This is a genomic window from Micromonospora sp. NPDC005305 (genome assembly GCF_040607315.1).
Lineage (GTDB): Bacteria > Actinomycetota > Actinomycetes > Mycobacteriales > Micromonosporaceae > Micromonospora.
In genome coordinates this window covers 25,543-46,943 of sequence record NZ_JBEXGL010000033.1, presented here as the reverse complement: position 1 = coordinate 46,943, position 21,401 = coordinate 25,543, and the positions used below count along the sequence as shown (strand labels likewise).

Annotated in this window: 34 protein-coding genes; all 34 read left to right on the top strand. The window is 68.4% G+C overall.

The genetic code is table 11. The annotated features are described in order from the left end of the window. Positions 1 to 471, top strand: coding sequence for a 30S ribosomal protein S7 (gene rpsG / locus ABZS80_RS31275; RefSeq protein ID WP_088647009.1), 471 nt, complete (start codon positions 1 to 3; stop codon positions 469 to 471). Positions 472 to 546: 75 nt separating this feature from the next. Continuing rightward, positions 547 to 2,643, top strand: a complete 2,097-nt coding sequence (gene fusA, locus ABZS80_RS31270; RefSeq protein ID WP_151463678.1) for an elongation factor G — start codon at positions 547 to 549, stop codon at positions 2,641 to 2,643. A 224-nt stretch (positions 2,644 to 2,867) separates the two neighbouring features. Next, the gene (gene tuf, locus ABZS80_RS31265) at positions 2,868 to 4,061 is read left to right on the top strand and encodes an elongation factor Tu (protein ID WP_355061519.1); all 1,194 of its coding nucleotides are present in this window, start codon (positions 2,868 to 2,870) and stop codon (positions 4,059 to 4,061) included. 353 nt (positions 4,062 to 4,414) lie between these two features. Then, on the top strand, positions 4,415 to 4,723 hold the full coding sequence (gene rpsJ, locus ABZS80_RS31260; RefSeq protein WP_007073037.1) for a 30S ribosomal protein S10: 309 nt from the start codon (positions 4,415 to 4,417) through the stop codon (positions 4,721 to 4,723). A gap of 11 nt (positions 4,724 to 4,734) precedes the next feature. Next, entirely contained in the window at positions 4,735 to 5,400 is a 666-nt protein-coding gene (gene rplC / locus ABZS80_RS31255) for a 50S ribosomal protein L3 (RefSeq protein ID WP_355061517.1), read from the top strand. Continuing rightward, the gene (gene rplD, locus ABZS80_RS31250; RefSeq protein WP_355061515.1) at positions 5,397 to 6,047 is read left to right on the top strand and encodes a 50S ribosomal protein L4; all 651 of its coding nucleotides are present in this window, start codon (positions 5,397 to 5,399) and stop codon (positions 6,045 to 6,047) included. Before rplC ends, rplD begins: the two co-directional genes overlap by 4 nt. Then, positions 6,044 to 6,346, top strand: coding sequence for a 50S ribosomal protein L23 (gene rplW, locus ABZS80_RS31245; RefSeq protein WP_091317975.1), 303 nt, complete (start codon positions 6,044 to 6,046; stop codon positions 6,344 to 6,346). The genes rplD and rplW overlap by 4 nt, the downstream gene beginning before the upstream one ends. Before the next feature lie 12 nt (positions 6,347 to 6,358). After that, positions 6,359 to 7,198: a 50S ribosomal protein L2 gene (gene rplB / locus ABZS80_RS31240; protein WP_151463674.1), complete on the top strand. Its 840-nt coding sequence runs from the start codon at positions 6,359 to 6,361 to the stop codon at positions 7,196 to 7,198. A 12-nt stretch (positions 7,199 to 7,210) separates the two neighbouring features. After that, positions 7,211 to 7,492: a 30S ribosomal protein S19 gene (rpsS, locus tag ABZS80_RS31235; protein ID WP_007073032.1), complete on the top strand. Its 282-nt coding sequence runs from the start codon at positions 7,211 to 7,213 to the stop codon at positions 7,490 to 7,492. Positions 7,493 to 7,532: 40 nt separating this feature from the next. Then, entirely contained in the window at positions 7,533 to 8,006 is a 474-nt protein-coding gene (rplV, locus tag ABZS80_RS31230; protein WP_355061512.1) for a 50S ribosomal protein L22, read from the top strand. Next, the gene (gene rpsC, locus ABZS80_RS31225; protein ID WP_355061510.1) at positions 8,006 to 8,875 is read left to right on the top strand and encodes a 30S ribosomal protein S3; all 870 of its coding nucleotides are present in this window, start codon (positions 8,006 to 8,008) and stop codon (positions 8,873 to 8,875) included. The genes rplV and rpsC overlap by 1 nt, the downstream gene beginning before the upstream one ends. A gap of 3 nt (positions 8,876 to 8,878) precedes the next feature. Next, a complete protein-coding gene (gene rplP, locus ABZS80_RS31220; RefSeq protein WP_073834927.1) occupies positions 8,879 to 9,304 on the top strand; it encodes a 50S ribosomal protein L16 in 426 nt (141 codons plus the stop codon). Then, positions 9,304 to 9,540, top strand: a complete 237-nt coding sequence (rpmC, locus tag ABZS80_RS31215) for a 50S ribosomal protein L29 (protein ID WP_117665103.1) — start codon at positions 9,304 to 9,306, stop codon at positions 9,538 to 9,540. The genes rplP and rpmC overlap by 1 nt, the downstream gene beginning before the upstream one ends. Beyond that, positions 9,537 to 9,812: a 30S ribosomal protein S17 gene (gene rpsQ / locus ABZS80_RS31210; RefSeq protein WP_151463671.1), complete on the top strand. Its 276-nt coding sequence runs from the start codon at positions 9,537 to 9,539 to the stop codon at positions 9,810 to 9,812. The genes rpmC and rpsQ overlap by 4 nt, the downstream gene beginning before the upstream one ends. A 97-nt stretch (positions 9,813 to 9,909) precedes the next feature. Beyond that, entirely contained in the window at positions 9,910 to 10,278 is a 369-nt protein-coding gene (gene rplN / locus ABZS80_RS31205; RefSeq protein ID WP_007465279.1) for a 50S ribosomal protein L14, read from the top strand. Beyond that, positions 10,275 to 10,595 (top strand): 50S ribosomal protein L24, encoded by a 321-nt coding sequence (rplX, locus tag ABZS80_RS31200; protein WP_192579888.1) that lies wholly within the window; start codon positions 10,275 to 10,277, stop codon positions 10,593 to 10,595. Before rplN ends, rplX begins: the two co-directional genes overlap by 4 nt. After that, positions 10,595 to 11,164 carry a 50S ribosomal protein L5 gene (gene rplE, locus ABZS80_RS31195; RefSeq protein WP_091317981.1) on the top strand — a complete coding sequence of 190 codons (570 nt, stop codon included), beginning with the start codon at positions 10,595 to 10,597 and terminating at the stop codon, positions 11,162 to 11,164. The genes rplX and rplE overlap by 1 nt, the downstream gene beginning before the upstream one ends. A gap of 1 nt (position 11,165) precedes the next feature. Continuing rightward, a complete protein-coding gene (locus tag ABZS80_RS31190) occupies positions 11,166 to 11,351 on the top strand; it encodes a type Z 30S ribosomal protein S14 (protein ID WP_007073023.1) in 186 nt (61 codons plus the stop codon). A 96-nt stretch (positions 11,352 to 11,447) separates the two neighbouring features. Further along, a complete protein-coding gene (gene rpsH / locus ABZS80_RS31185) occupies positions 11,448 to 11,855 on the top strand; it encodes a 30S ribosomal protein S8 (RefSeq protein ID WP_148430080.1) in 408 nt (135 codons plus the stop codon). Positions 11,856 to 11,871: 16 nt separating this feature from the next. Beyond that, on the top strand, positions 11,872 to 12,414 hold the full coding sequence (gene rplF, locus ABZS80_RS31180) for a 50S ribosomal protein L6 (RefSeq protein ID WP_091262793.1): 543 nt from the start codon (positions 11,872 to 11,874) through the stop codon (positions 12,412 to 12,414). After that, complete coding sequence (rplR, locus tag ABZS80_RS31175) at positions 12,411 to 12,800, top strand: 50S ribosomal protein L18 (protein ID WP_151463669.1); 390 nt, start codon at positions 12,411 to 12,413, stop codon at positions 12,798 to 12,800. Before rplF ends, rplR begins: the two co-directional genes overlap by 4 nt. 33 nt (positions 12,801 to 12,833) lie before the next feature. Then, on the top strand, positions 12,834 to 13,448 hold the full coding sequence (gene rpsE / locus ABZS80_RS31170; RefSeq protein WP_091262790.1) for a 30S ribosomal protein S5: 615 nt from the start codon (positions 12,834 to 12,836) through the stop codon (positions 13,446 to 13,448). Beyond that, positions 13,448 to 13,630, top strand: coding sequence for a 50S ribosomal protein L30 (gene rpmD / locus ABZS80_RS31165; RefSeq protein WP_013473693.1), 183 nt, complete (start codon positions 13,448 to 13,450; stop codon positions 13,628 to 13,630). Before rpsE ends, rpmD begins: the two co-directional genes overlap by 1 nt. Continuing rightward, entirely contained in the window at positions 13,630 to 14,073 is a 444-nt protein-coding gene (gene rplO / locus ABZS80_RS31160; RefSeq protein ID WP_355061505.1) for a 50S ribosomal protein L15, read from the top strand. Before rpmD ends, rplO begins: the two co-directional genes overlap by 1 nt. A gap of 234 nt (positions 14,074 to 14,307) precedes the next feature. Then, the gene (gene secY / locus ABZS80_RS31155; RefSeq protein WP_151463667.1) at positions 14,308 to 15,633 is read left to right on the top strand and encodes a preprotein translocase subunit SecY; all 1,326 of its coding nucleotides are present in this window, start codon (positions 14,308 to 14,310) and stop codon (positions 15,631 to 15,633) included. Next, positions 15,634 to 16,287: an adenylate kinase gene (locus ABZS80_RS31150; RefSeq protein WP_151463666.1), complete on the top strand. Its 654-nt coding sequence runs from the start codon at positions 15,634 to 15,636 to the stop codon at positions 16,285 to 16,287. Positions 16,288 to 16,376: 89 nt separating this feature from the next. After that, positions 16,377 to 17,228: a type I methionyl aminopeptidase gene (gene map / locus ABZS80_RS31145; RefSeq protein WP_151463665.1), complete on the top strand. Its 852-nt coding sequence runs from the start codon at positions 16,377 to 16,379 to the stop codon at positions 17,226 to 17,228. 89 nt (positions 17,229 to 17,317) lie between these two features. After that, positions 17,318 to 17,848, top strand: coding sequence for a DUF1707 domain-containing protein (locus ABZS80_RS31140; protein WP_355061502.1), 531 nt, complete (start codon positions 17,318 to 17,320; stop codon positions 17,846 to 17,848). 274 nt (positions 17,849 to 18,122) lie between these two features. Then, positions 18,123 to 18,344 carry a translation initiation factor IF-1 gene (infA, locus tag ABZS80_RS31135; RefSeq protein WP_007073013.1) on the top strand — a complete coding sequence of 74 codons (222 nt, stop codon included), beginning with the start codon at positions 18,123 to 18,125 and terminating at the stop codon, positions 18,342 to 18,344. A gap of 92 nt (positions 18,345 to 18,436) precedes the next feature. Next, positions 18,437 to 18,550 carry a 50S ribosomal protein L36 gene (gene rpmJ, locus ABZS80_RS31130; RefSeq protein ID WP_088982067.1) on the top strand — a complete coding sequence of 38 codons (114 nt, stop codon included), beginning with the start codon at positions 18,437 to 18,439 and terminating at the stop codon, positions 18,548 to 18,550. Positions 18,551 to 18,815: 265 nt separating this feature from the next. Beyond that, entirely contained in the window at positions 18,816 to 19,196 is a 381-nt protein-coding gene (gene rpsM / locus ABZS80_RS31125; protein ID WP_355061500.1) for a 30S ribosomal protein S13, read from the top strand. 18 nt (positions 19,197 to 19,214) lie between these two features. After that, the gene (rpsK, locus tag ABZS80_RS31120; protein WP_148430066.1) at positions 19,215 to 19,622 is read left to right on the top strand and encodes a 30S ribosomal protein S11; all 408 of its coding nucleotides are present in this window, start codon (positions 19,215 to 19,217) and stop codon (positions 19,620 to 19,622) included. Positions 19,623 to 19,635: 13 nt separating this feature from the next. Beyond that, positions 19,636 to 20,262 (top strand): 30S ribosomal protein S4, encoded by a 627-nt coding sequence (gene rpsD / locus ABZS80_RS31115; protein WP_151463663.1) that lies wholly within the window; start codon positions 19,636 to 19,638, stop codon positions 20,260 to 20,262. A 96-nt stretch (positions 20,263 to 20,358) separates the two neighbouring features. Then, positions 20,359 to 21,381 carry a DNA-directed RNA polymerase subunit alpha gene (locus tag ABZS80_RS31110; protein ID WP_007073009.1) on the top strand — a complete coding sequence of 341 codons (1,023 nt, stop codon included), beginning with the start codon at positions 20,359 to 20,361 and terminating at the stop codon, positions 21,379 to 21,381. The last annotated feature ends 20 nt before the right edge of the window (positions 21,382 to 21,401 follow it).

Genomic DNA, 21,401 nt, shown 5'->3' with positions numbered 1-21,401 from the left:
ATGCCGCGTAAGGGACCCGCTCCGCGGAAGCCGCTGGTCGCTGACCCGGTGTACAACTCGCCGCTGGTCACCCAGCTGGTGAACAAGATCCTGATGCGCGGCAAGCGCCAGCTCGCCGAGCGCATCGTCTACGCCGCCCTGGAGGGCTGCCGCGAGAAGAGCGGCACCGACCCGGTCGTCACGCTCAAGCGCGCGATGGACAACGTCAAGCCCACCCTCGAGGTGCGCAGCCGCCGTGTCGGTGGCGCCACCTACCAGGTGCCGGTCGAGGTCCGTCCGGCCCGCGCGACCACCCTCGGCCTGCGCTGGCTGGTGACGTACTCCAAGGCCCGTCGCGAGAAGACCATGGTCGAGCGGCTGATGAACGAGCTGCTGGACGCGAGCAACGGCCTCGGTGCCGCCGTCAAGCGGCGCGAGGACACGCACAAGATGGCCGAGTCCAACAAGGCCTTCGCGCACTACCGCTGGTAACACCCTGGTTCCGGCGCCCACGAGGCGCCGGAACCGCCACCAGTTGTGTCTAGACGACGATAAGTAGGGATTGAAGTGGCCGCCGCAGACGCGCTCGCCAACGTACGCAACATCGGCATCATGGCGCACATCGATGCCGGTAAGACCACGACCACCGAGCGGATCCTGTTCTACACCGGTATCACGTACAAGATCGGTGAGGTCCACGAGGGCGCTGCCGTCATGGACTGGATGGAGCAGGAGCAGGAGCGTGGCATCACCATCACCTCCGCTGCTACCAAGTGTGAGTGGAAGGGCCACACGATCCAGATCATCGACACGCCCGGTCACGTCGACTTCACGGTCGAGGTCGAGCGGTCGCTGCGGGTGCTGGACGGTGCGGTCGCGGTCTACGACGGTGTCGCCGGTGTGGAGCCGCAGACGGAGAACGTCTGGCGGCAGGCCGACAAGTACCACGTCCCGCGGATGTGCTTCGTCAACAAGCTCGACCGGACCGGTGCCGACTTCTTCCGCTGCGTGCAGATGATGATCGACCGGCTCAACGCCACTCCGCTGGTGCTCCAGATCCCGATCGGGCTCGAGGGCGACCACATCGGCGTCGTCGACCTGATCGGCATGCGGGCGCTCACCTGGCGCGGGGAGACCCAGAAGGGTGAGGACTACGCGATCGAGGAGATCCCGGCCGACCTGGCCGACTCCGCGGCCGAGTGGCGCGAGAAGCTGATGGAGACCCTGGCCGACGTCGACGACTCGGTGATGGAGAAGTACCTGGAGGGCGAGGAGATCTCCGTCGAGGAGATCAAGGCCGCCATCCGGCGCGCCACCATCGCCAGCAAGGCCAACCCGGTGCTCTGCGGCTCGGCGTTCAAGAACAAGGGCGTGCAGCCCATGCTCGACGCCGTGGTCGACTTCCTGCCGTCGCCGCTGGACGTCCCGGCCATCGAGGGCACCGCCACCGACGGCGAGACGCCGATGCAGCGGAAGCCGTCGAAGTCCGAGCCGTTCTCCGGCCTGGCCTTCAAGATCCAGACCGACAAGCACCTCGGCAAGCTCACCTACGTCCGGGTCTACTCCGGTGTGGTCGAGACCGGTACCCAGGTGGTCAACTCCACCAAGGACCGCAAGGAGCGCATCGGCAAGATCTACCAGATGCACGCCAACAAGCGGGAAGAGCGCGGCTCGGCCCAGGCTGGCGACATCATCGCGGTGCAGGGTCTCAAGCAGACCACCACCGGCGACACGCTCTGCGACCCGGCCAACCCGGTCATCCTGGAGTCGATGACCTTCCCGGAGCCGGTCATCGAGGTCGCGATCGAGCCGAAGACCAAGGCTGACCAGGAGAAGCTCAGCACCGCCATCCAGCGGCTGGCCGAGGAGGACCCGACCTTCCGCGTCAAGCTGGACGAGGAGACCGGTCAGACGGTCATCTCCGGCATGGGCGAGCTGCACCTGGACATCCTGGTCGACCGGATGCGCCGCGAGTTCAACGTCGAGGCGAACATCGGTAAGCCGCAGGTGGCGTACCGCGAGACGATCCGCCGCAAGGTGGAGAAGATCGAGTACACCCACAAGAAGCAGACCGGTGGTTCCGGCCAGTACGCCCGCGTGATCGTGAGCATCGAGCCGCTGCCGCTGGACAACGACTCGCCGACCTACGAGTTCGCGAACGCCGTCACCGGTGGCCGCATCCCCCGAGAGTTCATCCCGTCGGTGGACGCGGGCGCCCAGGACGCCATGCAGTACGGCATTCTCGCCGGCTTCCCGCTGGTGGGTGTCAAGCTGACGCTGCTGGACGGCCAGTACCACGAGGTCGACTCGTCGGAAATGGCGTTCAAGATCGCCGGCTCGATGGTGATGAAGGAGGCGGCCCGCAAGGCCGACCCCGCGTTGCTCGAGCCGATGATGGCCGTTGAGGTCACCACCCCTGAGGAGAACATGGGTGACGTCATCGGCGACCTCAACTCCCGGCGGGGCATCATCCAGGCGATGGAGGAGCGCAGCGGCGCCCGCATCGTCCGGGCCCTGGTGCCGTTGTCGGAGATGTTCGGCTACGTCGGCGACCTGCGGTCGAAGACCCAGGGCCGGGCTAGCTACAGCATGCAGTTCGACTCCTACGCCGAGGTTCCTCAGAGCGTGGCGAAGGAGATCATCGCCAAGGCGACGGGTGAGTGACGCTCACCTGAGCTGACCCGATGATCCGGGGGCGGTCGCGGGAGGGATCTCCCGCCTGCGGCCACCTCGGTCGGGTTGTGTGAAATCCGGGCCTGTAGGCTTCATCGCCGCAGAACCCACCAAAGGCTCTCCGGCCGTCAGGTCGGAAAGGCTGTCGACAGAGTCCTAAGCGCCGACCGGCGCACCGGGGCGAACGAACCAAGAAAGTCCACAGGAGGACACCAGTGGCGAAGGCGAAGTTCGAGCGGACTAAGCCGCACGTCAACATCGGCACCATTGGTCACATCGACCACGGTAAGACGACGCTGACGGCGGCCATCACGAAGGTCCTGCACGACCAGTTCCCGGACCTCAACCCGTACACGCCGTTCGATCAGATCGACAAGGCGCCGGAGGAGAAGGCCCGCGGCATCACGATCTCGATCGCGCACGTCGAGTACCAGACCGAGGCGCGTCACTACGCGCACGTCGACTGCCCCGGTCACGCCGACTACATCAAGAACATGATCACCGGTGCCGCGCAGATGGACGGCGCGATCCTGGTGGTGGCGGCGACCGACGGCCCGATGCCGCAGACCCGCGAGCACGTGCTGCTGGCCCGTCAGGTCGGTGTGCCGTACATCGTCGTGGCGCTCAACAAGAGCGACATGGTTGACGACGAGGAGCTCCTGGAGCTCGTCGAGCTCGAGGTCCGCGAGCTGCTCTCGTCGCAGGAGTACCCGGGTGACGACCTGCCGGTCGTGCGGGTCTCGGCGCTGAAGGCCCTCGAGGGTGACCCCGAGTGGACCGGCAAGCTCATGGACCTCATGAACGCTGTCGACACCGCGATCCCGCAGCCGGAGCGCGAGACCGAGAAGCCGTTCCTGATGCCGATCGAGGACGTGTTCACGATCACCGGTCGTGGCACCGTCGTCACCGGTCGCGCCGAGCGCGGCATCCTCAAGCCGAACGAGGAGGTGGAGATCGTCGGCATCCGCGAGAAGTCGATGAAGACCACCTGCACCGGCATCGAGATGTTCCGCAAGCTGCTCGACGAGGCCCGGGCCGGCGAGAACGTCGGTCTGCTCCTCCGCGGCATCAAGCGCGAGGACGTCGAGCGCGGCATGGTCGTCATCAAGCCGGGCACCACGACCCCGCACACGGAGTTCGAGGCGACGGTCTACATCCTCTCCAAGGAGGAGGGCGGCCGGCACACCCCGTTCTTCCAGAACTACCGTCCGCAGTTCTACTTCCGGACCACGGACGTCACCGGCGTCGTCACGCTGCCCGAGGGCACCGAGATGGTCATGCCGGGCGACAACACCACGATGTCCGTGAAGCTGATCCAGCCCATCGCGATGGAGGAAAACCTCAAGTTCGCGATCCGGGAGGGTGGCCGCACGGTCGGCGCTGGTCGCGTCACCAAGATCGTCAAGTGAGCTGGGTAACCCCGATTAGCGTCGCCGCCGGTCGTGCGGCATACTAGTCAGGTTGCGTAACGACGGTCAGTCGCCCGCGTCCGGTTAACGCTGGACCTCCGGGAGACAGACAGTCTCGCGTGGGGTGGTTGATCGCCACTGGCGGTCAACCACCCTCGCGCGGCGTCCAGGTCGCGGTCACCGCGATCGGCGCCATGACCCACCGCGTGGTCGGAAATCGCTCCGGAGCCCCGGGGCGGAGCCCGGCCCACGGGCGCGACACGCCCGACCGCGGGGGTCGGCGAAGTGGGCCTGTGCCAGCCGGTACAGGCGCCCGCAACACAGCGGCATCGAGAGAAGGAACAGAAGCCACCATGGCGGGACAGAAGATCCGCATCCGGCTCAAGGCCTATGACCACGAGGTCGTCGACTCCTCGGCTCGGAAGATCGTCGAGACGGTGACGCGTACCGGGGCGCAGGTCGCTGGCCCGGTGCCGCTGCCCACGGAGATCAACCGTTTCTGCGTCATCCGCTCGCCGCACAAGTACAAGGACTCGCGCGAGCACTTCGAGATGCGCACGCACAAGCGTCTGATCGACATCATCGACCCGACCCCGAAGACGGTCGACTCGCTCATGCGCCTCGACCTGCCGGCTGGCGTCGACATCGAGATCAAGCTGTAGGGACCGGACAAATGGACAGGCAAGTCAAGGGGATCCTGGGCGCAAAGCTCGGCATGACCCAGGTCTGGGACAACAACCGCGTTGTTCCCGTGACCGTGGTTCAGGCCGGCCCGTGCGTCGTGAGCCAGGTTCGTAGCGCCGACAAGGACGGTTACTCCGCGGTCCAGCTGGCGTACGGGGCCATCGACCCGCGCAAGGTCAAGAAGCCGATCGCCGGGCACTACGCCAAGGCGGACGTCGCGCCGCGCCGGCACATCGTCGAGCTGCGCACCGCGGACGCCGCGGACTACTCGGCCGGCCAGGAGGTCACGGTCGAGGAGTTCCCGGCCGGCGTGACCATCGACGTCACCGGCAAGACCAAGGGCAAGGGCTACGCCGGCCCGATGAAGCGGCACGGCTTCCACGGTCTGCGCGCCAGCCACGGTGTGGAGCGCAAGCACCGCTCGCCGGGCTCGATCGGCGCCTGCGCGACCCCGGGTCGCGTCTTCAAGGGCACCCGGATGGCGGGTCGGATGGGTGGCGTTCGCTACACCGTCCAGAACCTGACCGTCCAGGCGGTGGACAGCGAGAACAACCTCCTGCTCGTCCGTGGCGCCATTCCCGGCCCCAAGGGCGCGCTGGTCCTGGTCCGTACCGCGGCCAAGACCAAGGTGAAGAAGGGCGGTGCGGCCAAGTGACCACCGTTGACGTCCTCAACGTCGAAGGCAACAAGGCCGGCTCCGTCGAGCTGCCCGCCGACATCTTCGACGCCCAGGCCAACATCCCGCTGATGCACCAGGTCGTGGTGGCTCAGCTGGCGGCGGCCCGGCAGGGCACGCACAAGGTCAAGACCCGCGGCGAGGTCTCCGGTGGAGGCAAGAAGCCGTACAAGCAGAAGGGCACCGGTCGTGCCCGCCAGGGCTCGATCCGCGCGCCGCAGTTCGCCGGCGGTGGCGTGGTCCACGGCCCGGTGCCGCGCGACTACAGCCAGCGCACCCCGAAGAAGATGAAGGCCGCCGCCCTGCGTGGCGCCCTCTCCGACCGGGCCCGCGCCGGCCAGGTGCACGTCGTCGAGGCGTTCGTCTCGGGCGAGAAGCCGTCGACCAAGGCCGCGCTGGCCACGCTGGCGAAGCTGACCGAGGCCCGTCGGGTCCTGGTCGTGCTGAGCAGCACCGACGAGCTGAACTGGGTGTCGCTGCGCAACGAGCCGCGGGTGCACCTGATCGAGTCCGGCCAGCTCAACACGTACGACGTGCTGGTGGCCGACGACGTGGTCTTCACGAAGGAGGCCCTGGACGAGTTCCTGGGCGTTCCCGCCGAGACCACCGAGGAGGGTGGCAAGTGAGCACGATCGCCGATCCGCGCGACATCATCGTCGCCCCGGTCGTCTCGGAGAAGAGCTACAGCGAGCTGAACCGGAACTGGTACACCTTCCTGGTGCACCCGGACGCCAACAAGACCGAGATCAAGATCGCTATCCAGCAGATCTTCAACGTCCGCGTCCTGACGGTCAACACGCTCAACCGCGAGGGCAAGCGCAAGCGCACCAAGACCGGCTTCGGTCAGCGCAAGTCCACCAAGCGGGCGATCGTGAAGCTGGCTGACGGTGACCGTATCGAGGCCTTCGGCGGCCCGGTCAGCTGAGGGGTGTAGACAATGGCTATCCGTAAGTACAAGCCGACGACGCCGGGCCGGCGTGGCTCGAGCGTTGCCGACTTCGCCGAGATCACCCGGTCGACGCCGGAGAAGTCGCTGCTGGCTCCGCTGCCGAAGAAGGGCGGACGCAACGCCCACGGCCGGATCACCACCCGGCACCACGGTGGCGGCCACAAGCGGCAGTACCGCCTGATCGACTTCAAGCGGGTCGACAAGGACGGCGTGCCGGCGAAGGTCGCGCACATCGAGTACGACCCGAACCGCACCGCGCGCATCGCGCTGCTGCACTACGCCGACGGCGAGAAGCGCTACATCCTCGCGCCGAAGGACCTGAAGCAGGGCGACCGGGTGGAGTCGGGGCCGAGCGCCGACATCAAGCCGGGCAACAACCTGCCGCTGCGCAACATCCCGGTCGGTACCACCATCCACAACGTGGAGCTGCGTCCGGGCGGCGGCGCCAAGCTGGCCCGCTCGGCCGGCGTCGGCATCCAGCTGCTCGGCCGTGAGGGCGCGTACGCGACCCTCCGCATGCCGTCCGGCGAGATCCGGCGGGTCGACGTGCGCTGCCGCGCCAGCGTCGGCGAGATCGGCAACGCCGACCAGTCGAACATCAACTGGGGTAAGGCCGGCCGGATGCGGTGGAAGGGCAAGCGCCCGACCGTCCGTGGTGTCGCCATGAACCCGGTGGACCACCCGCACGGTGGTGGTGAGGGTAAGACCTCCGGTGGTCGCCACCCGGTCAACCCGCAGGGTAAGCCCGAGGGCCGCACCCGTCGTAAGGGCCAGCCGAGCGACCGGCTGATCGTCCGCCGCCGCTACGCCACGCGTAAGCGCGGCTGAGGGAGATAAGACATGCCTCGCAGCCTGAAGAAGGGCCCGTTCGTCGACGACCACCTGCTCAAGAAGGTGGAGACGCAGAACGACAAGGGCTCGAAGAACGTCATCAAGACCTGGTCGCGGCGCTCGACGATCATCCCGGAGATGCTGGGTCACACGATCGCCGTGCACGACGGACGCAAGCACGTCCCGGTCTTCGTGACCGAGGCCATGGTCGGGCACAAGCTCGGCGAGTTCGCGCTGACCCGCACGTTCAAGGGTCACGAGAAGGACGACCGGAAGAGCCGCCGGCGCTGACGCCGCGGGCATACGGATAGAGGAACAAGGGGTTACAGCGATGCCAGGAAAGGGCGACGCTCCGGTGCTTCCGGGCGCGCGGGCGGTTGCGCGGCACGTGCGCATCTCGCCGATGAAGGCGCGCCGGGTGGTCAACCTCGTCCGCGGCCTGCCCGCGAAGGAGGCGCTCACGGTGCTGCAGTTCGCGCCGCAGGCTGCGAGCGAGCAGGTGTACAAGGTGCTCGCGAGCGCGATCGCCAACGCGGAGAACAACGAGCGGCTGGACCCCGACGCGCTGCTCGTCAGCGAGGCGTTCGTCGACGAGGGCCCGACGATGAAGCGGTTCCGGCCGCGGGCGCAGGGCCGGGCGTACCGGATCCGCAAGCGGACCTGCCACATCACCGTGGCGGTCGAGGCGGTGGCACCGGCCGCGCCGAAGAAGTCGGCGAAGAAGGCCCAGGCGCAGACGAAGGCCGAGGCGACCAACCAGGCCGAAGCGGCTGAGGGGCAGAGCACGACGGAAGGTGCCGAGTAATGGGTCAGAAGGTTCACCCCACTGGGTTCCGGCTCGGCATCTCGACCGACTGGAAGTCCCGCTGGTTCGCGGACAAGCTCTACAAGGACTACATCGGCGAGGACGTCAAGATCCGCCGGATGATGTCCAAGGGCCTCGAGCGCGCCGGCATCTCCAAGGTCGACATCGAGCGCACCCGGGACCGGGTCCGCGTCGACATCCACACCGCCCGGCCGGGCATCGTCATCGGCCGTAAGGGTGCGGAGGCCGACCGGATCCGCGGCGAGCTGGAGAAGCTCACCGGCAAGCAGGTCCAGCTGAACATCATCGAGGTGAAGAACCCCGAGTCGGACGCGCAGCTGGTTGCCCAGGGCGTCGCCGAGCAGCTGTCCAGCCGGGTCAGCTTCCGTCGGGCCATGCGCAAGGCGATGCAGTCCGCGATGAAGAACCCGGCCTGCAAGGGCATCCGGGTTCAGGTCTCGGGCCGTCTCGGCGGCGCCGAGATGAGCCGGACCGAGTTCTACCGCGAGGGACGGGTCCCGCTGCACACGCTGCGGGCCAACATCGAGTACGGCTTCTTCGAGGCCCGTACCACCTTCGGCCGGATCGGCGTGAAGGTCTGGATCTACAAGGGCGACGCCGTCCCGGGCCGGGAGGCTCCGGCCGAGACGGGTCCGTCCCGCCCGCGCCGTGACCGCGGTGACCGCCCCGAGCGGCCGCGCCGTGGCCGGTCGGGTTCGTCGGGCACGACCGCCGGTGGCACCGAGGCCGGCCGGGCTGCCGCGACCACCATCGCGCAGCAGGCCGAGACGCCGAGCGGCGAGCCGGTTGACGCCGGCGCCGTCGCCGCGGCCGCCACTCAGCCGGCAGAGACGCAGCAGGAGGGCTGACAGATGCTGATGCCGCGCAAGCCCCCGAAGGGCTTCCGCAAGCCGCACCACCCGGACCGCCACGGCGCGTCCAAGGGCGGTAACCGGGTGGTGTTCGGCGAGTTCGGGATCCAGGCTCTCGAGCCGGCGTACGTGACCAACCGTCAGATCGAGTCGGCGCGTATCGCGATGACCCGTCACATCAAGCGTGGCGGCAAGGTCTGGATCACGATCTTCCCGGACCAGGCCCTCACCAAGAAGCCGGCGGAAACCCGGATGGGTTCCGGTAAGGGTTCGCCCGAGTGGTGGGTCGCCAACGTCAAGCCGGGGCGGGTTCTCTTCGAGATGTCCTTCCCCAACGAGCAGATCGCGCGAGAGGCGATGCGTCGCGCGATCCACAAGCTCCCGATGAAGTGCCGCATTGTTACGCGCGAAGTGGGTGAATCCTGATGGCAGCGGGCGTCAAGGCCTCCGAGCTGCGTGAGCTCTCCGAGGAGGAGCTGGTCACGAAGCTGCGCGAGGCGAAGGCGGAGCTGTTCAACCTCCGCGTGCAGGGCGCAACCGGGCAGCTCGACAACAACCGACGGCTGCAGGTCATCCGTCGGGAGATCGCCCGGATCTACACGATCATGCGTGAGCGTGAGCTGGGTCTCTCGGCCGCGCCGACTGAGGTGACTGCATCATGAGTGAGAACACGACCGCCGCCGCGCGGGCCCGTCGCAAGGTGCGCGAGGGCCTCGTGGTCAGCGACAAGATGGACAAGACCGTCGTGGTCGAGGTCGAGGACCGGGTCAAGCACGCGCTGTACGGCAAGATCATGCGCCGCACCAGCAAGCTGAAGGTCCACGACGAGCAGAACTCGGCCGGCATCGGCGACCGGGTCCTGATCATGGAGACCCGGCCGCTGTCCGCCACCAAGCGGTGGCGGGTCGTGGAGATCCTCGAGAAGGCCAAGTAGCGAAGGCTCGAGCTCGGCCGGCTTCGGTCGGGCGCAGGTTCCGCCAGGCTCCGGCCACCCCCGGTGGCCGGAGAACCGGCAGACATAGGAGATAGACGTGATTCAGCAGGAGTCGCGACTGCGTGTCGCCGACAACACGGGTGCCAGGGAGATCCTGTGCATCCGGGTTCTCGGTGGCTCCGGTCGGCGCTACGCGAGCATCGGCGACGTCATCGTGGCCACGGTCAAGGACGCGATCCCCGGTGCCGGTGTGAAGAAGGGCGACGTCGTCAAGGCTGTCGTCGTTCGCACCGCCAAGGAGAGGCGGCGGCCGGACGGGTCGTACATCCGCTTCGACGAGAACGCTGCCGTCATCATCAAGGACGGTGGGGACCCGCGCGGTACCCGCATCTTCGGTCCGGTGGGCCGCGAGCTGCGGGACAAGCGGTTCATGAAGATCATCTCTCTCGCGCCGGAGGTGTTGTGACCGTGAAGGTCAAGAAGGGCGACACGGTCGTCGTCATCGCCGGCAAGGACAAGGGCGCCAAGGGCAAGGTCATCGCGGCCTACCCGCGGCAGGACAAGGTCCTGGTCGAGGGCGTGAACCGGGTCAAGAAGCACACTCGCATCAGCACCACCCAGCGTGGCGCCAAGACCGGTGGCATCGTCACCCAGGAGGCCCCGATCCACGTCTCGAACGTGCAGGTCCTGGACTCCGACGGCAAGCCGACCCGCGTCGGTTACCGGGTCGACGACAACGGCCAGAAGGTCCGCATCGCGCGTAGCACCGGTAAGGACCTCTGATGACCACGGCTACCGAAACCAAGACCCTGCCGCGCCTCAAGGAGCGGTACCGCAACGAGGTCGTGGCGAAGCTGCAGGAGCAGTACAGCTACGGCAACCCCATGCAGGTGCCCGGGCTCGTCAAGATCGTCGTCAACATGGGCGTCGGCGAGGCCGCTCGGGACGCCAAGCTGATCGACGGCGCCGTCCGCGACCTGGCCACCATCACCGGCCAGAAGCCGCTGGTGCGGCGGGCGACCAAGTCCATCGCGCAGTTCAAGCTGCGTGAGGGCATGCCGATCGGCGCGAAGGTCACCCTGCGGGGCGACCGGATGTGGGAGTTCCTGGACCGGCTGCTCTCCATCGCGCTGCCGCGTATCCGCGACTTCCGCGGCCTGGACGGGCGCAAGCTCGACGGCCACGGCAACTACACGTTCGGTCTGACCGAGCAGTCGGTGTTCCACGAGATCGACCAGGACAAGATCGATCGCCAGCGGGGCATGGACATCACGGTGGTCACGACCGCCACGACCGACGACGAGGGCCGGGCGCTGCTCAAGCTCCTGGGCTTCCCGTTCAAGGAGAACTGAGATGGCCAAGAAGGCGCTGATCCTCAAGGCGGCCGCGAAGCCGAAGTTCTCGGTTCGCGCGTACACCCGCTGCCAGCGGTGCGGGCGTCCGAAGGCGGTCTACCGCAAGTTCGGTCTCTGCCGGGTGTGCATCCGGGAGATGGCCCACCGCGGTGAGCTGCCCGGCGTGTCCAAGGCTTCCTGGTAATAGCCCGGCGCGCTCCGCGCGTCAGCTGAACTGTCTCTTCGCCGTAGGCCCCGGGCCTGGCCCGGGGAACCCCGGCGAGAAAGGTTGACGAATTTCATGACGATGACCGACCCGATCGCAGACATGCTCACGCGTCTGCGTAACGCCAACCAGGCGTACCACGACCGGGTGACGATGCCCTACTCGAAGATCAAGGCGAACATCGCCGAGGTCCTCAAGGCCGAGGGTTATGTCGCCGCCTGGTCGGTCGAGGAGCCCGAAGAGGGTGCCGTCGGCAAGCGACTGGTCGTCGAGCTGAAGTACGGCCAGAACCGGGAGCGGAGCCTGGCCGGCATCAAGCGCGTGTCCAAGCCCGGTCTCCGGGTGTACGCCAAGTCGGACGGGCTCCCGCGGGTGCTCGGCGGGCTGGGCGTGGCGATCATTTCGACGTCCCAGGGGCTGCTCACCGACCGGCAGGCCCGCAAGCGGAGCGTTGGCGGGGAAGTCCTCGCCTTCGTCTGGTAACGGGAGACAGGTAGAAATGTCGCGTATTGGACGTAAGTCGATCCCGGTGCCAGCCGGCGTCGACATCACCATCGACGGCCAGACCGTCAAGGTCAAGGGCCCCAAGGGCGAGCTGAGCCACGTACTGGCCGAGCCGATCACGGCGGAGCGGGGCGAGGACGGCGCGCTGCACGTCAACCGGCCCAACGACGAGCGCAAGGCCAAGGAGCTGCACGGCCTGAGCCGTACGCTGGTGGCCAACATGATCGTCGGCGTGACCGAGGGCTACCGCAAGAGCCTCGAGATCGCCGGTACCGGTTACCGCGTGACCGCCAAGGGCAAGGACCTCGAGTTCGCGCTCGGCTTCTCGCACCCGGTGCTGGTTCCGGCCCCGGAGGGCATCACCTTCACGGTGGAGCGGCCGACGCTGTTCCACGTGGCCGGCATCGACAAGCAGCAGGTCGGCGAGGTCGCCGCCAACATCCGGAAGATCCGCCCGCCGGAGCCCTACAAGGGCAAGGGCGTGAAGTACCAGGGCGAGGTCATCCGCCGCAAGGCTGGAAAGGCAGGTAAGAAGTGAGCGCCACGCTGCTCAAGCGCCGCCGCGGCGTCGCCGCCAAGCGGGCCGTCGGGCGTGCGCGCCGGCACTTCCGGGTCCGCAAGAACGTCAGCGGCACCACCGAGCGTCCCCGCCTGGTCGTCACCCGCTCCCTGCGGCACATCGTCGCCCAGATCGTGGACGACACCAAGGGTCACACCCTGGCGTCGGCCTCGACCATGGACGCCTCGCTGCGCGGCGCCGAGGGCGACAAGAGCGCCCTGGCCGGCAAGGTCGGCGCCCTGCTCGCCGAGCGCGCCAAGGCCGCCGGCGTCTCGAAGGTCGTCTTCGACCGCGGTGGCAACCGGTACGCGGGGCGGGTCGCCGCGCTTGCCGCAGCCGCCCGCGAAGCCGGGCTCGAGTTCTAGAAACCCCGTCACGAGAGAGAAGGAAGGCTGCTGATGCCAGGTCAACAGCGCCGTGGCGGCGGGTCCGGTGGCAACGAGGGTGGTCGCCGCGACAACCGCCGTGAGGGCGGCCGCGGAAACGCGCCCGTCGAGAAGACCCCGCACCTCGAGCGGGTCGTCGCGATCAACCGCGTCGCCAAGGTCGTGAAGGGTGGTCGTCGCTTCAGCTTCACCGCCCTGGTGATCGTGGGCGACGGCGACGGCACCGTCGGTGTGGGCTACGGAAAGGCCAAGGAGGTGCCCGCGGCGATCGCCAAGGGTGTCGAGGAGGCCAAGAAGCACTTCTTCAAGGTGCCGCGGATCGGCCAGTCGATCCCGCACCCGGTGCAGGGCGAGGACGCGGCCGGTGTGGTGCTGCTCAAGCCGGCCTCGGCCGGTACGGGTGTCATCGCCGGCGGTCCGGTCCGTGCCGTGCTGGAGTGCGCGGGCATCCACGACGTGCTCTCCAAGAGCCTCGGCTCGTCGAACCCGATCAACATCGTGCACGCCACGGTGGCGGCCCTGAAGGCGCTCGAGTCGCCGGAGCAGGTCGCGGCCCGTCGTGGTCTGCCGGTCGAGGACGTCGCGCCGGCCGCCATGCTGGCGTCGCGGGCGGGGGTGGCGTCCTGATGGCTCGCCTGAAGGTCACCCAGGTCCGGTCCGAGATCGGGACCAAGAAGAACCAGCGTGACTCGCTGCGTTCGCTCGGTCTCAAGCGGATCAACGACGTGGTGGTCAAGGAGGACCGGCCGGAGATCCGGGGCATGATCTTCACGGTCAACCACCTCGTGAAGGTCGAGGAGGTCGAGTAATGACGATCAAGGTTCACCACCTGCGCCCGGCGCCCGGAGCCAAGACCGACAAGACCCGCGTGGGTCGCGGTGAGGGCTCGAAGGGCAAGACCGCCGGTCGCGGTACCAAGGGCTCCAAGGCCCGGAAGAACATCTCGGCGGCGTTCGAGGGTGGGCAGATGCCCATCCACATGCGCCTGCCGAAGCTGAAGGGCTTCAAGAACAAGTTCAAGGTCGTCTTCCAGGTGGTCAACCTGGACCGGCTCGCCGAGCTCTTCCCGAACGGCGGCCAGGTCGGCCCGGCCGAGCTGGTCGAGGTCGGCGCGGTCCGCAAGGGCCACCCGGTCAAGGTGCTCGGCACCGGCGACCTCGGCGGCGTGGCTCTCCAGGTGTCGGCGCACGCGTTCAGCGCGTCGGCCAAGGAGAAGATCACCGCGGCCGGCGGCTCGGTCACCGAGCTGTAAGGCACGTCATGGCGCCCGCTCAGTTGTCCGCAACTGGGCGGGCGCCGTGCTCTACCTGGCACATGTGCGCCGGGTAACATCGGATTCGTTTTATGTAGCCGGGCACATCTGCCCGGACCCGGGTCGGGCTGTTAGAGTCCCTTCCCAGCTATGGATATCGGGCGGTCCGCCCGGCACCCACCCCGCTCCGCCAGGGATCATCACCGGCGGCCCGCGTCGCGCAGGAGGAAGAAGTTGCTGTCCGCCTTTCTCAGTGCGTTCCGTACGCCTGACCTGCGCAAGAAGCTGCTGTTCACAGTAGGCATCATCGCGGTCTACCGGCTGGGCGCCACGCTGCCCAGCCCGGGCGTCTCGTACGGCAACGTGCAGAAGTGCCTCGACACCGTCCAGGGCGGCACCGGTGTGCTGGGCCTGCTGGACCTCTTCTCCGGGGGCGCGCTGCTCCAGCTCTCGGTCTTCGCGCTGGGCATCATGCCCTACATCACCGCGTCGATCATCCTGCAGCTGCTGACCGTGGTCATTCCGCGCCTGGAGCAGCTCCGCAAGGAGGGGCAGGCCGGCCAGGCGAAGATCACCCAGTACACCCGCTACCTGACGCTGGGCCTGGGCATCCTCCAGTCCTCGGCGTTCGTGGCGCTGGCGCGCTCGGGTCAGCTCTTCAACAACCAGTGCGACCAGTTCCCGATCGTCCCGCGGGGCACCGGCATCCCGGACTGGCTGACGCTGACCATCCTGGTCATGACGATGACCGCCGGCACCGGCATGGTGATGTGGCTCGGTGAGCTGATCACCGACCGGGGCGTCGGCAACGGCATGTCCGTGCTGATCTTCACCTCGATCGCGGCCCGGCTCCCCAGCGAGGGCTGGAAGATCAAGACCACCAAGGGCTGGGGGATGTTCCTCCTCGTCATCGCCCTGGTCCTGCTGGTCATCACCGCGGTCACGTTCATCGAGCAGGCCCAGCGCCGGATCCCGGTGCAGTACGCCAAGCGCATGATCGGCCGGCGGATGTACGGCGGCACGTCGACCTACATCCCGCTCAAGGTGAACCAGGCCGGCGTCATCCCGGTCATCTTCGCCTCGTCGCTGCTCTACCTGCCGCAGCTCGCACTCCAGTTCTTCGACCAGAACAACCCGGGGAAGACCCAGGCCTGGATCCAGAACCACATCGTGAAGGCCGCGGCGCCGGAGCACATCGCGATCTACTTCCTGCTGATCATCTTCTTCACGTACTTCTACGTGTCGATCACGTTCAACCCGACCGAGGTCGCGGACAACATGAAGAAGTACGGCGGCTTCGTGCCGGGCATCCGCCCCGGCAAGCCGACCGCCGAGTACCTCGACTTCATCCTCAGCCGGATCACCCTGCCGGGCGCGCTCTACCTGGGCGTCGTCGCGATCCTGCCGAACTTCTTCTTCATCTGGCTCGACAACCAGCAGTTCCAGAACTTCCCGTTCGGCGGCACCGCTGTGCTCATCATGGTCGGCGTCGGTCTGGAGACCGTGAAGCAGATCGAGAGCCAACTCATGCAGCGGAACTACGAAGGGTTCCTGCGGTAGATGCGACTCGTTCTGGTTGGCCCGCCGGGCGCGGGCAAGGGCACGCAGGCGGAGTTCATTGCCGCTCACCTCTCGGTGCCGAAGATCTCGACCGGTGACATCTTCCGGGCCAACGTCTCCCAGGGCACGCCCCTGGGAGTCGAGGCGAAGCGGTACATGGACGCCGGCAAGCTGGTGCCGGACGAGGTCACCATCAACATGGTGCGGGACCGGCTCGCCGAGCCGGACGCCGGCGAGGGTTTCCTCCTCGACGGCTTCCCGCGGACGACCCCGCAGGCCGCCGCGCTGGACAAGCTCCTCGCCGACCTCGGCACGGCGCTGGACCTCGTGCTGGAGCTGGTGGTCGACGACGACGAGGTGATCCGGCGGCTCTCCGGCCGGCGCACCTGCCGCGGCTGCGGCAAGATCTGGCACGTCGAGTTCGACGCCACCACGCGCGAGGGCGTCTGCGACCGCTGCGGCGCCGAGCTGTTCCAGCGGGACGACGACAAGCCGGAGACCATCGCGGCCCGGCTGCGGGAGTACGCCGAGAAGACCGCGCCGCTGGTGGACTACTACGGCGCCCAGGGCAAGCTCGTCGGCATCGACGCGACCGGCCCGGTGGAGGACGTCACCGTCCGCGCCATCGACGCCCTCCGCTCGTACGGCGGCTGACGTCCCGCCGGGCTCCGGCGGATAGAGTGCGAACAGCGGGGTACGTGCGACGTGCCCCGCTGTTCCGCGCAACGAAAGGTGTCGCCTCCATGCGTCGTCCCCAGCTGGACATCCAGCTGAAGACCCCCGAGCAGATCGAGCTGATGCGGGCCGCCGGTCTGGTGGTCGCCCGCGCGCTGAGCCGGATGCGGGAGGCGGTCGCGCCCGGCGTGAGCACCGCCGATCTCGACGCGATCGCCGAGGCCACCATCCGGGAGGCCGGCGCGGTCCCGTCGTTCAAGGGCTACCACGGCTTCCCGGCGTCGATCTGCTCGTCGGTCAACGAGCAGGTGGTACACGCCATCCCGTCGCCGGCGCAGGTGCTCCGCGAGGGCGACATCATCTCGATCGACTGCGGCGCGGTGCTCGACGGTTGGCACGGCGACGCGGCCGTCACGGTCGGCGTCGGCGAGGTCGAGCCGGCCCTGCTGAAGATGGCCGCGGTCGCCGAGGACGCCATGTGGGCCGGCATCGCCGCCGCCGCGCGGGGCGCGGCGAGCGGCAAGGGCCGGCTCACCGACATCTCCCACGCCGTGGAGACCGCGGTCCGCAAGGGCGGCCGGTACGGCATCGTCGACGGCTACGGCGGGCACGGCATCGGCACCGAGATGCACCAGGACCCGCACGTGCTGAACCACGGGCGCCCGGGCAAGGGCCCGCGCCTGGTGCCGGGCATGGCGCTGGCCATCGAGCCGATGATCACCATGGGCTCCGCGCGTACCGCCGAGTTGGACGACGGCTGGACCGTGGTGACCCGCGACCGGTCGATGGCGGTGCACGTCGAGCACTCGATGGCGCTGCTGGACGACGGCGTCTGGGTGCTGACCGCCGAGGACGGCGGCCGGGCCCGGCTCGGCGACCTGATCACCGCGCGCCAGCCCGCCGGCTCTCCGGCCGTCTGACCGGAACCTCCCGCTCGGGCGGTTCGCGCCTCGCTGTCCCGCCCCGGTGCGGTACCGCCCGCTGGCGGGACGGTGTCATGCTTGCCGGCATGGACGGGCGGAGCGGGATGCGGGCGGCCGACGCCGACCGGGAGGCCACGGCGGAGCGGCTCCGGGTGGCCCTGGAGGAGGGCCGGCTCGGCCTGCACGAGTACGACGAGCGGCTGGGCCGGGCGTACGGCGCGAAGACCTACGCCGACCTGGACGAGGTGGTGGCCGACCTGCCCGGGCCGGCGCCCGCGCAGCGCGCCGCGGTGGCGCCCGCCGCGCCGCCCCCGGCACCACCCGCCGCCACCGGTGCGGGCGCGCCGGTCGTGGACAGCGGGCGGGGCACCGGCTGGCTGCTCGCCATCTGGTCGCCGTGGCTGCGGGTCGCCGCGATCCTCACCGCGATCTGGCTGTTCGCCTCTCTCGGCTCCGGGCACCTCGGGCACTACTGGCCGGCCTGGGCGATCGGGCCGTGGGGCTTCTTCCTGCTGATGCGTACCGTGGGCGGTCACGACCACGGGTGGCGCCCGGCCGAGCGGCGTGTCCGGGCCCGGCGGGACCGGGCCCGGCGGGACCGTCGCCGGCGCCACTGATCGACCGCCCGCGGAGTGTGGCCGGCGCCACAGCCGGCGGGTGAGCCCGGCGAATGTCCTCCGTCACGGTGACCCGCCCGGTGGTCGGTTTGGCGACGGCGCGCAGGCGGGCGTACACTTTCAGATCGGCGCACAGCGTCCACTCCGGCATGCCCACCCTGCGCTTCGGTGGGAGTTCGGAGCCGCGGCTGGCTCGGGCCCGGCGATTCCCGCCGGAGCCCGTGTAAGACGTTGTGGGCCGTCCGGAGCAACCGACGTCAGGACAGCGGAGGACATGCCGAAAAAAGACGGAGCCATCGAGATCGAGGGTCGGGTCATCGAGCCCCTGCCGAACGCCATGTTCCGGGTGGAGCTCGCGAACGGCCACAAGGTCCTGGCTCACATCAGCGGCAAGATGCGGCAGCACTACATCCGCATCCTGCCGGAGGACCGGGTCGTCGTCGAGCTCTCGCCGTACGACCTGACCCGCGGGCGCATCGTCTACCGCTACAAGTAAGCCTGACGACGGCCGGGACGTCCCCGTGTCCGTCTTCGACGTCCGGGTCGCGCATCGTCGCGTCTCCGGGCCAGATGGGAAGTAAGGCAACCGTGAAGGTCAAGCCGAGCGTCAAGAGGATCTGCAACAAGTGCCGGGTCATCCGCCGGCACGGCCGGGTCATGATCATTTGTTCTGACCCGCGCCACAAGCAGCGCCAGGGCTGAACCGTTTCCCGCCGACCGTGACGAGCGGCGGCGGAACCGGCCCGGGTGGCAGATCCGACACACACATCACCAGCTCGTCCCAGCCGCGAGCGGTACGCAGCGCGTACCCCCTCGTGGTTGACCCCCGGTCGGAGGCCGGGGCCCGCTCGGGCAGCGACCGATCCCGGTCGCCGGCGCTGATCGCGCCGGAAGGACAGGGACGGTCGGTAGCGGGGTGGGACGGGTCCACACCTCCGCCACAACATCACGAGGAGTACGCCCGCACATGGCACGTCTAGTCGGCGTGGACCTCCCCCGCGACAAGCGGTTGGAGATCGCGCTCACCTACATCTTCGGGGTCGGTCGTACCCGCGCCCTGGAGACGCTCGCCGCCACCGGCATCTCGCCGGACAAGCGCGCTCGGGACCTCACGGACGAGGAGCTCGTGCAGCTCCGCGACCACATCGAGGGCAACTACCAGGTTGAAGGTGACCTTCGCCGCGAGGTCGCCGCCGACATCCGCCGCAAGGTCGAGATCGGCTGCTACGCGGGCATCCGGCACCGCCGGGGCCTGCCCGTCCGTGGCCAGCGGACCAAGACCAACGCGCGGACCCGCAAGGGCCCGAAGCGGACCGTGGCCGGCAAGAAGAAGCCCGGCAAGAAGTAACTAGGAGCGCACAGACTTATGCCACCGAAGGCTCGTGCCGGAGCCGCCGTCAAGAAGGTCCGGCGCAAGGAACGCAAGAACGTCGCCCACGGGCAGGCGCACATCAAGAGCACCTTCAACAACACCATCGTGTCCATCACGGACCCGACCGGTGCGGTCATCTCCTGGGCCTCCTCGGGCCAGGTGGGCTTCAAGGGCTCGCGCAAGTCGACCCCGTTCGCCGCGCAGCTGGCCGCCGAGGCCGCCGCGCGCCGGGCCATGGATCACGGCATGCGCAAGGTCGACGTGTTCGTCAAGGGCCCCGGCTCCGGCCGGGAGACCGCCATCCGTTCGCTGCAGGCCGCCGGGCTGGAGGTCGGGCAGATCTCCGACGTCACCCCGCAGCCGCACAACGGGTGCCGTCCGCCGAAGCGTCGTCGGGTCTGAGAGGTAGAGAGAGATGGCTCGTTACACCGGTGCTGACTGCCGCCGTTGCCGGCGGGAGAAGATGAAGCTGTTCCTCAAGGGCAGCAAGTGCGATGGCCCGAAGTGCCCGTTCGAGTCCCGGCCGTTCCCGCCCGGGCAGCACGGCCGCGGCCGCACCAAGGAGACGGAGTACCTGCTCCAGCTCCGTGAGAAGCAGAAGGCCCGCCGGGTCTACGGCGTGCTGGAGAAGCAGTTCCGCGGCTACTACGAGGAGGCCGTGGGCAAGCAGGCGAAGACCGGTGAGGTCCTCCTGCAGATCCTCGAGTCGCGGCTGGACAACGTGGTCTACCGGGCCGGCTACGCCGGTTCCCGGGACATGGCCCGCCAGCTGGTCAAGCACGGTCACTTCACGGTGAACGGCAAGAAGGTCGACATCCCGTCGTACCGCGTCAAGGAGCACGACATCATCGAGGTCCGGGAGAAGAGCAAGCAGCTCACCCCGTTCCTGGTGGCGCAGGCTCAGGCCGGTTCGCGGTCGGTTCCGGCCTGGCTCGAGGCGATCCCCAGCCAGATGAAGATCCTCGTGCACTCGCTCCCGGCCCGCCAGGTGATCGACACCCAGGTCCAGGAGCAGCTGATCGTCGAGCTCTACTCCAAGTAAGGGCTCGTTGCGGTGGCCCGCCCTCCGGGGCGGGCCACCGGAACAGTTTGTGTCGTGGGCGTCATATAGCGGGCGCCCCGGAAGAGAAGAGAAAAGATGCTCATCAGCCAGCGACCGTCTCTCTCCGAAGAGTCGATCAACGAGACCCGTTCCCGGTTCACCATCGAGCCGCTGGAGCCGGGCTTCGGCTACACCCTGGGCAACTCGCTGCGGCGCACGCTGCTGTCGTCCATCCCGGGTGCGGCGGTCACCTCGATCAAGATCGACGGTGTCCTGCACGAGTTCACCACCATCCCCGGTGTCAAGGAGGACGTGGTCGAGCTCGTCATGAACATCAAGGAGCTGTGCGTCAGCTCCGAGCACGACGAGCCGGTCAGCATGTACCTGCGCAAGCAGGGCCCGGGCGACGTGACCGCCGGTGACATCCAGCCCCCGGCCGGTGTCTCGGTGCACAACCCGGACCTGAAGCTCGCCACCCTGAACGGCAAGGGCCGGCTCGACATGGAGCTGACCGTCGAGCGGGGTCGCGGCTACGTCACCGCGGCGCAGAACAAGCAGGCGGGCGCCGAGATCGGCCGGATCCCGGTCGACTCGATCTACTCGCCCGTGCTCAAGGTGACCTACCGGGTCGAGGCGACCCGTGTCGAGCAGCGGACCGACTTCGACCGGCTCATCATCGACGTCGAGACCAAGCCGTCGATGGGCCCGCGCACCGCGCTGGCCTCGGCCGGCTCGACGCTGGTGGAGCTGTTCGGGCTGGCCCGGGAGCTGGACGAGACCGCCGAGGGCATCGACATCGGGCCGTCCCCGCAGGACGCCCAGCTGGCGGCCGACCTGGCCCTGCCGATCGAGGAGCTGGACCTCACCGTCCGCTCCTACAACTGCCTCAAGCGCGAGGGCATCAACTCCGTTGGTGAGCTGATCGGGCGTACCGAGGCCGACCTCCTCGACATCCGCAACTTCGGTCAGAAGTCGATCGACGAGGTCAAGATGAAGCTCGCCGGGATGGGCCTGGGGCTGAAGGACTCGGCTCCGAACTTCGACCCGGCGCACGTCGTGGACGCCTTCGGCGAGGCCGACTACGACACCGACGACTACCGCGAGACCGAGCAGCTCTAGTCCGCGCTGCCGCCACACCT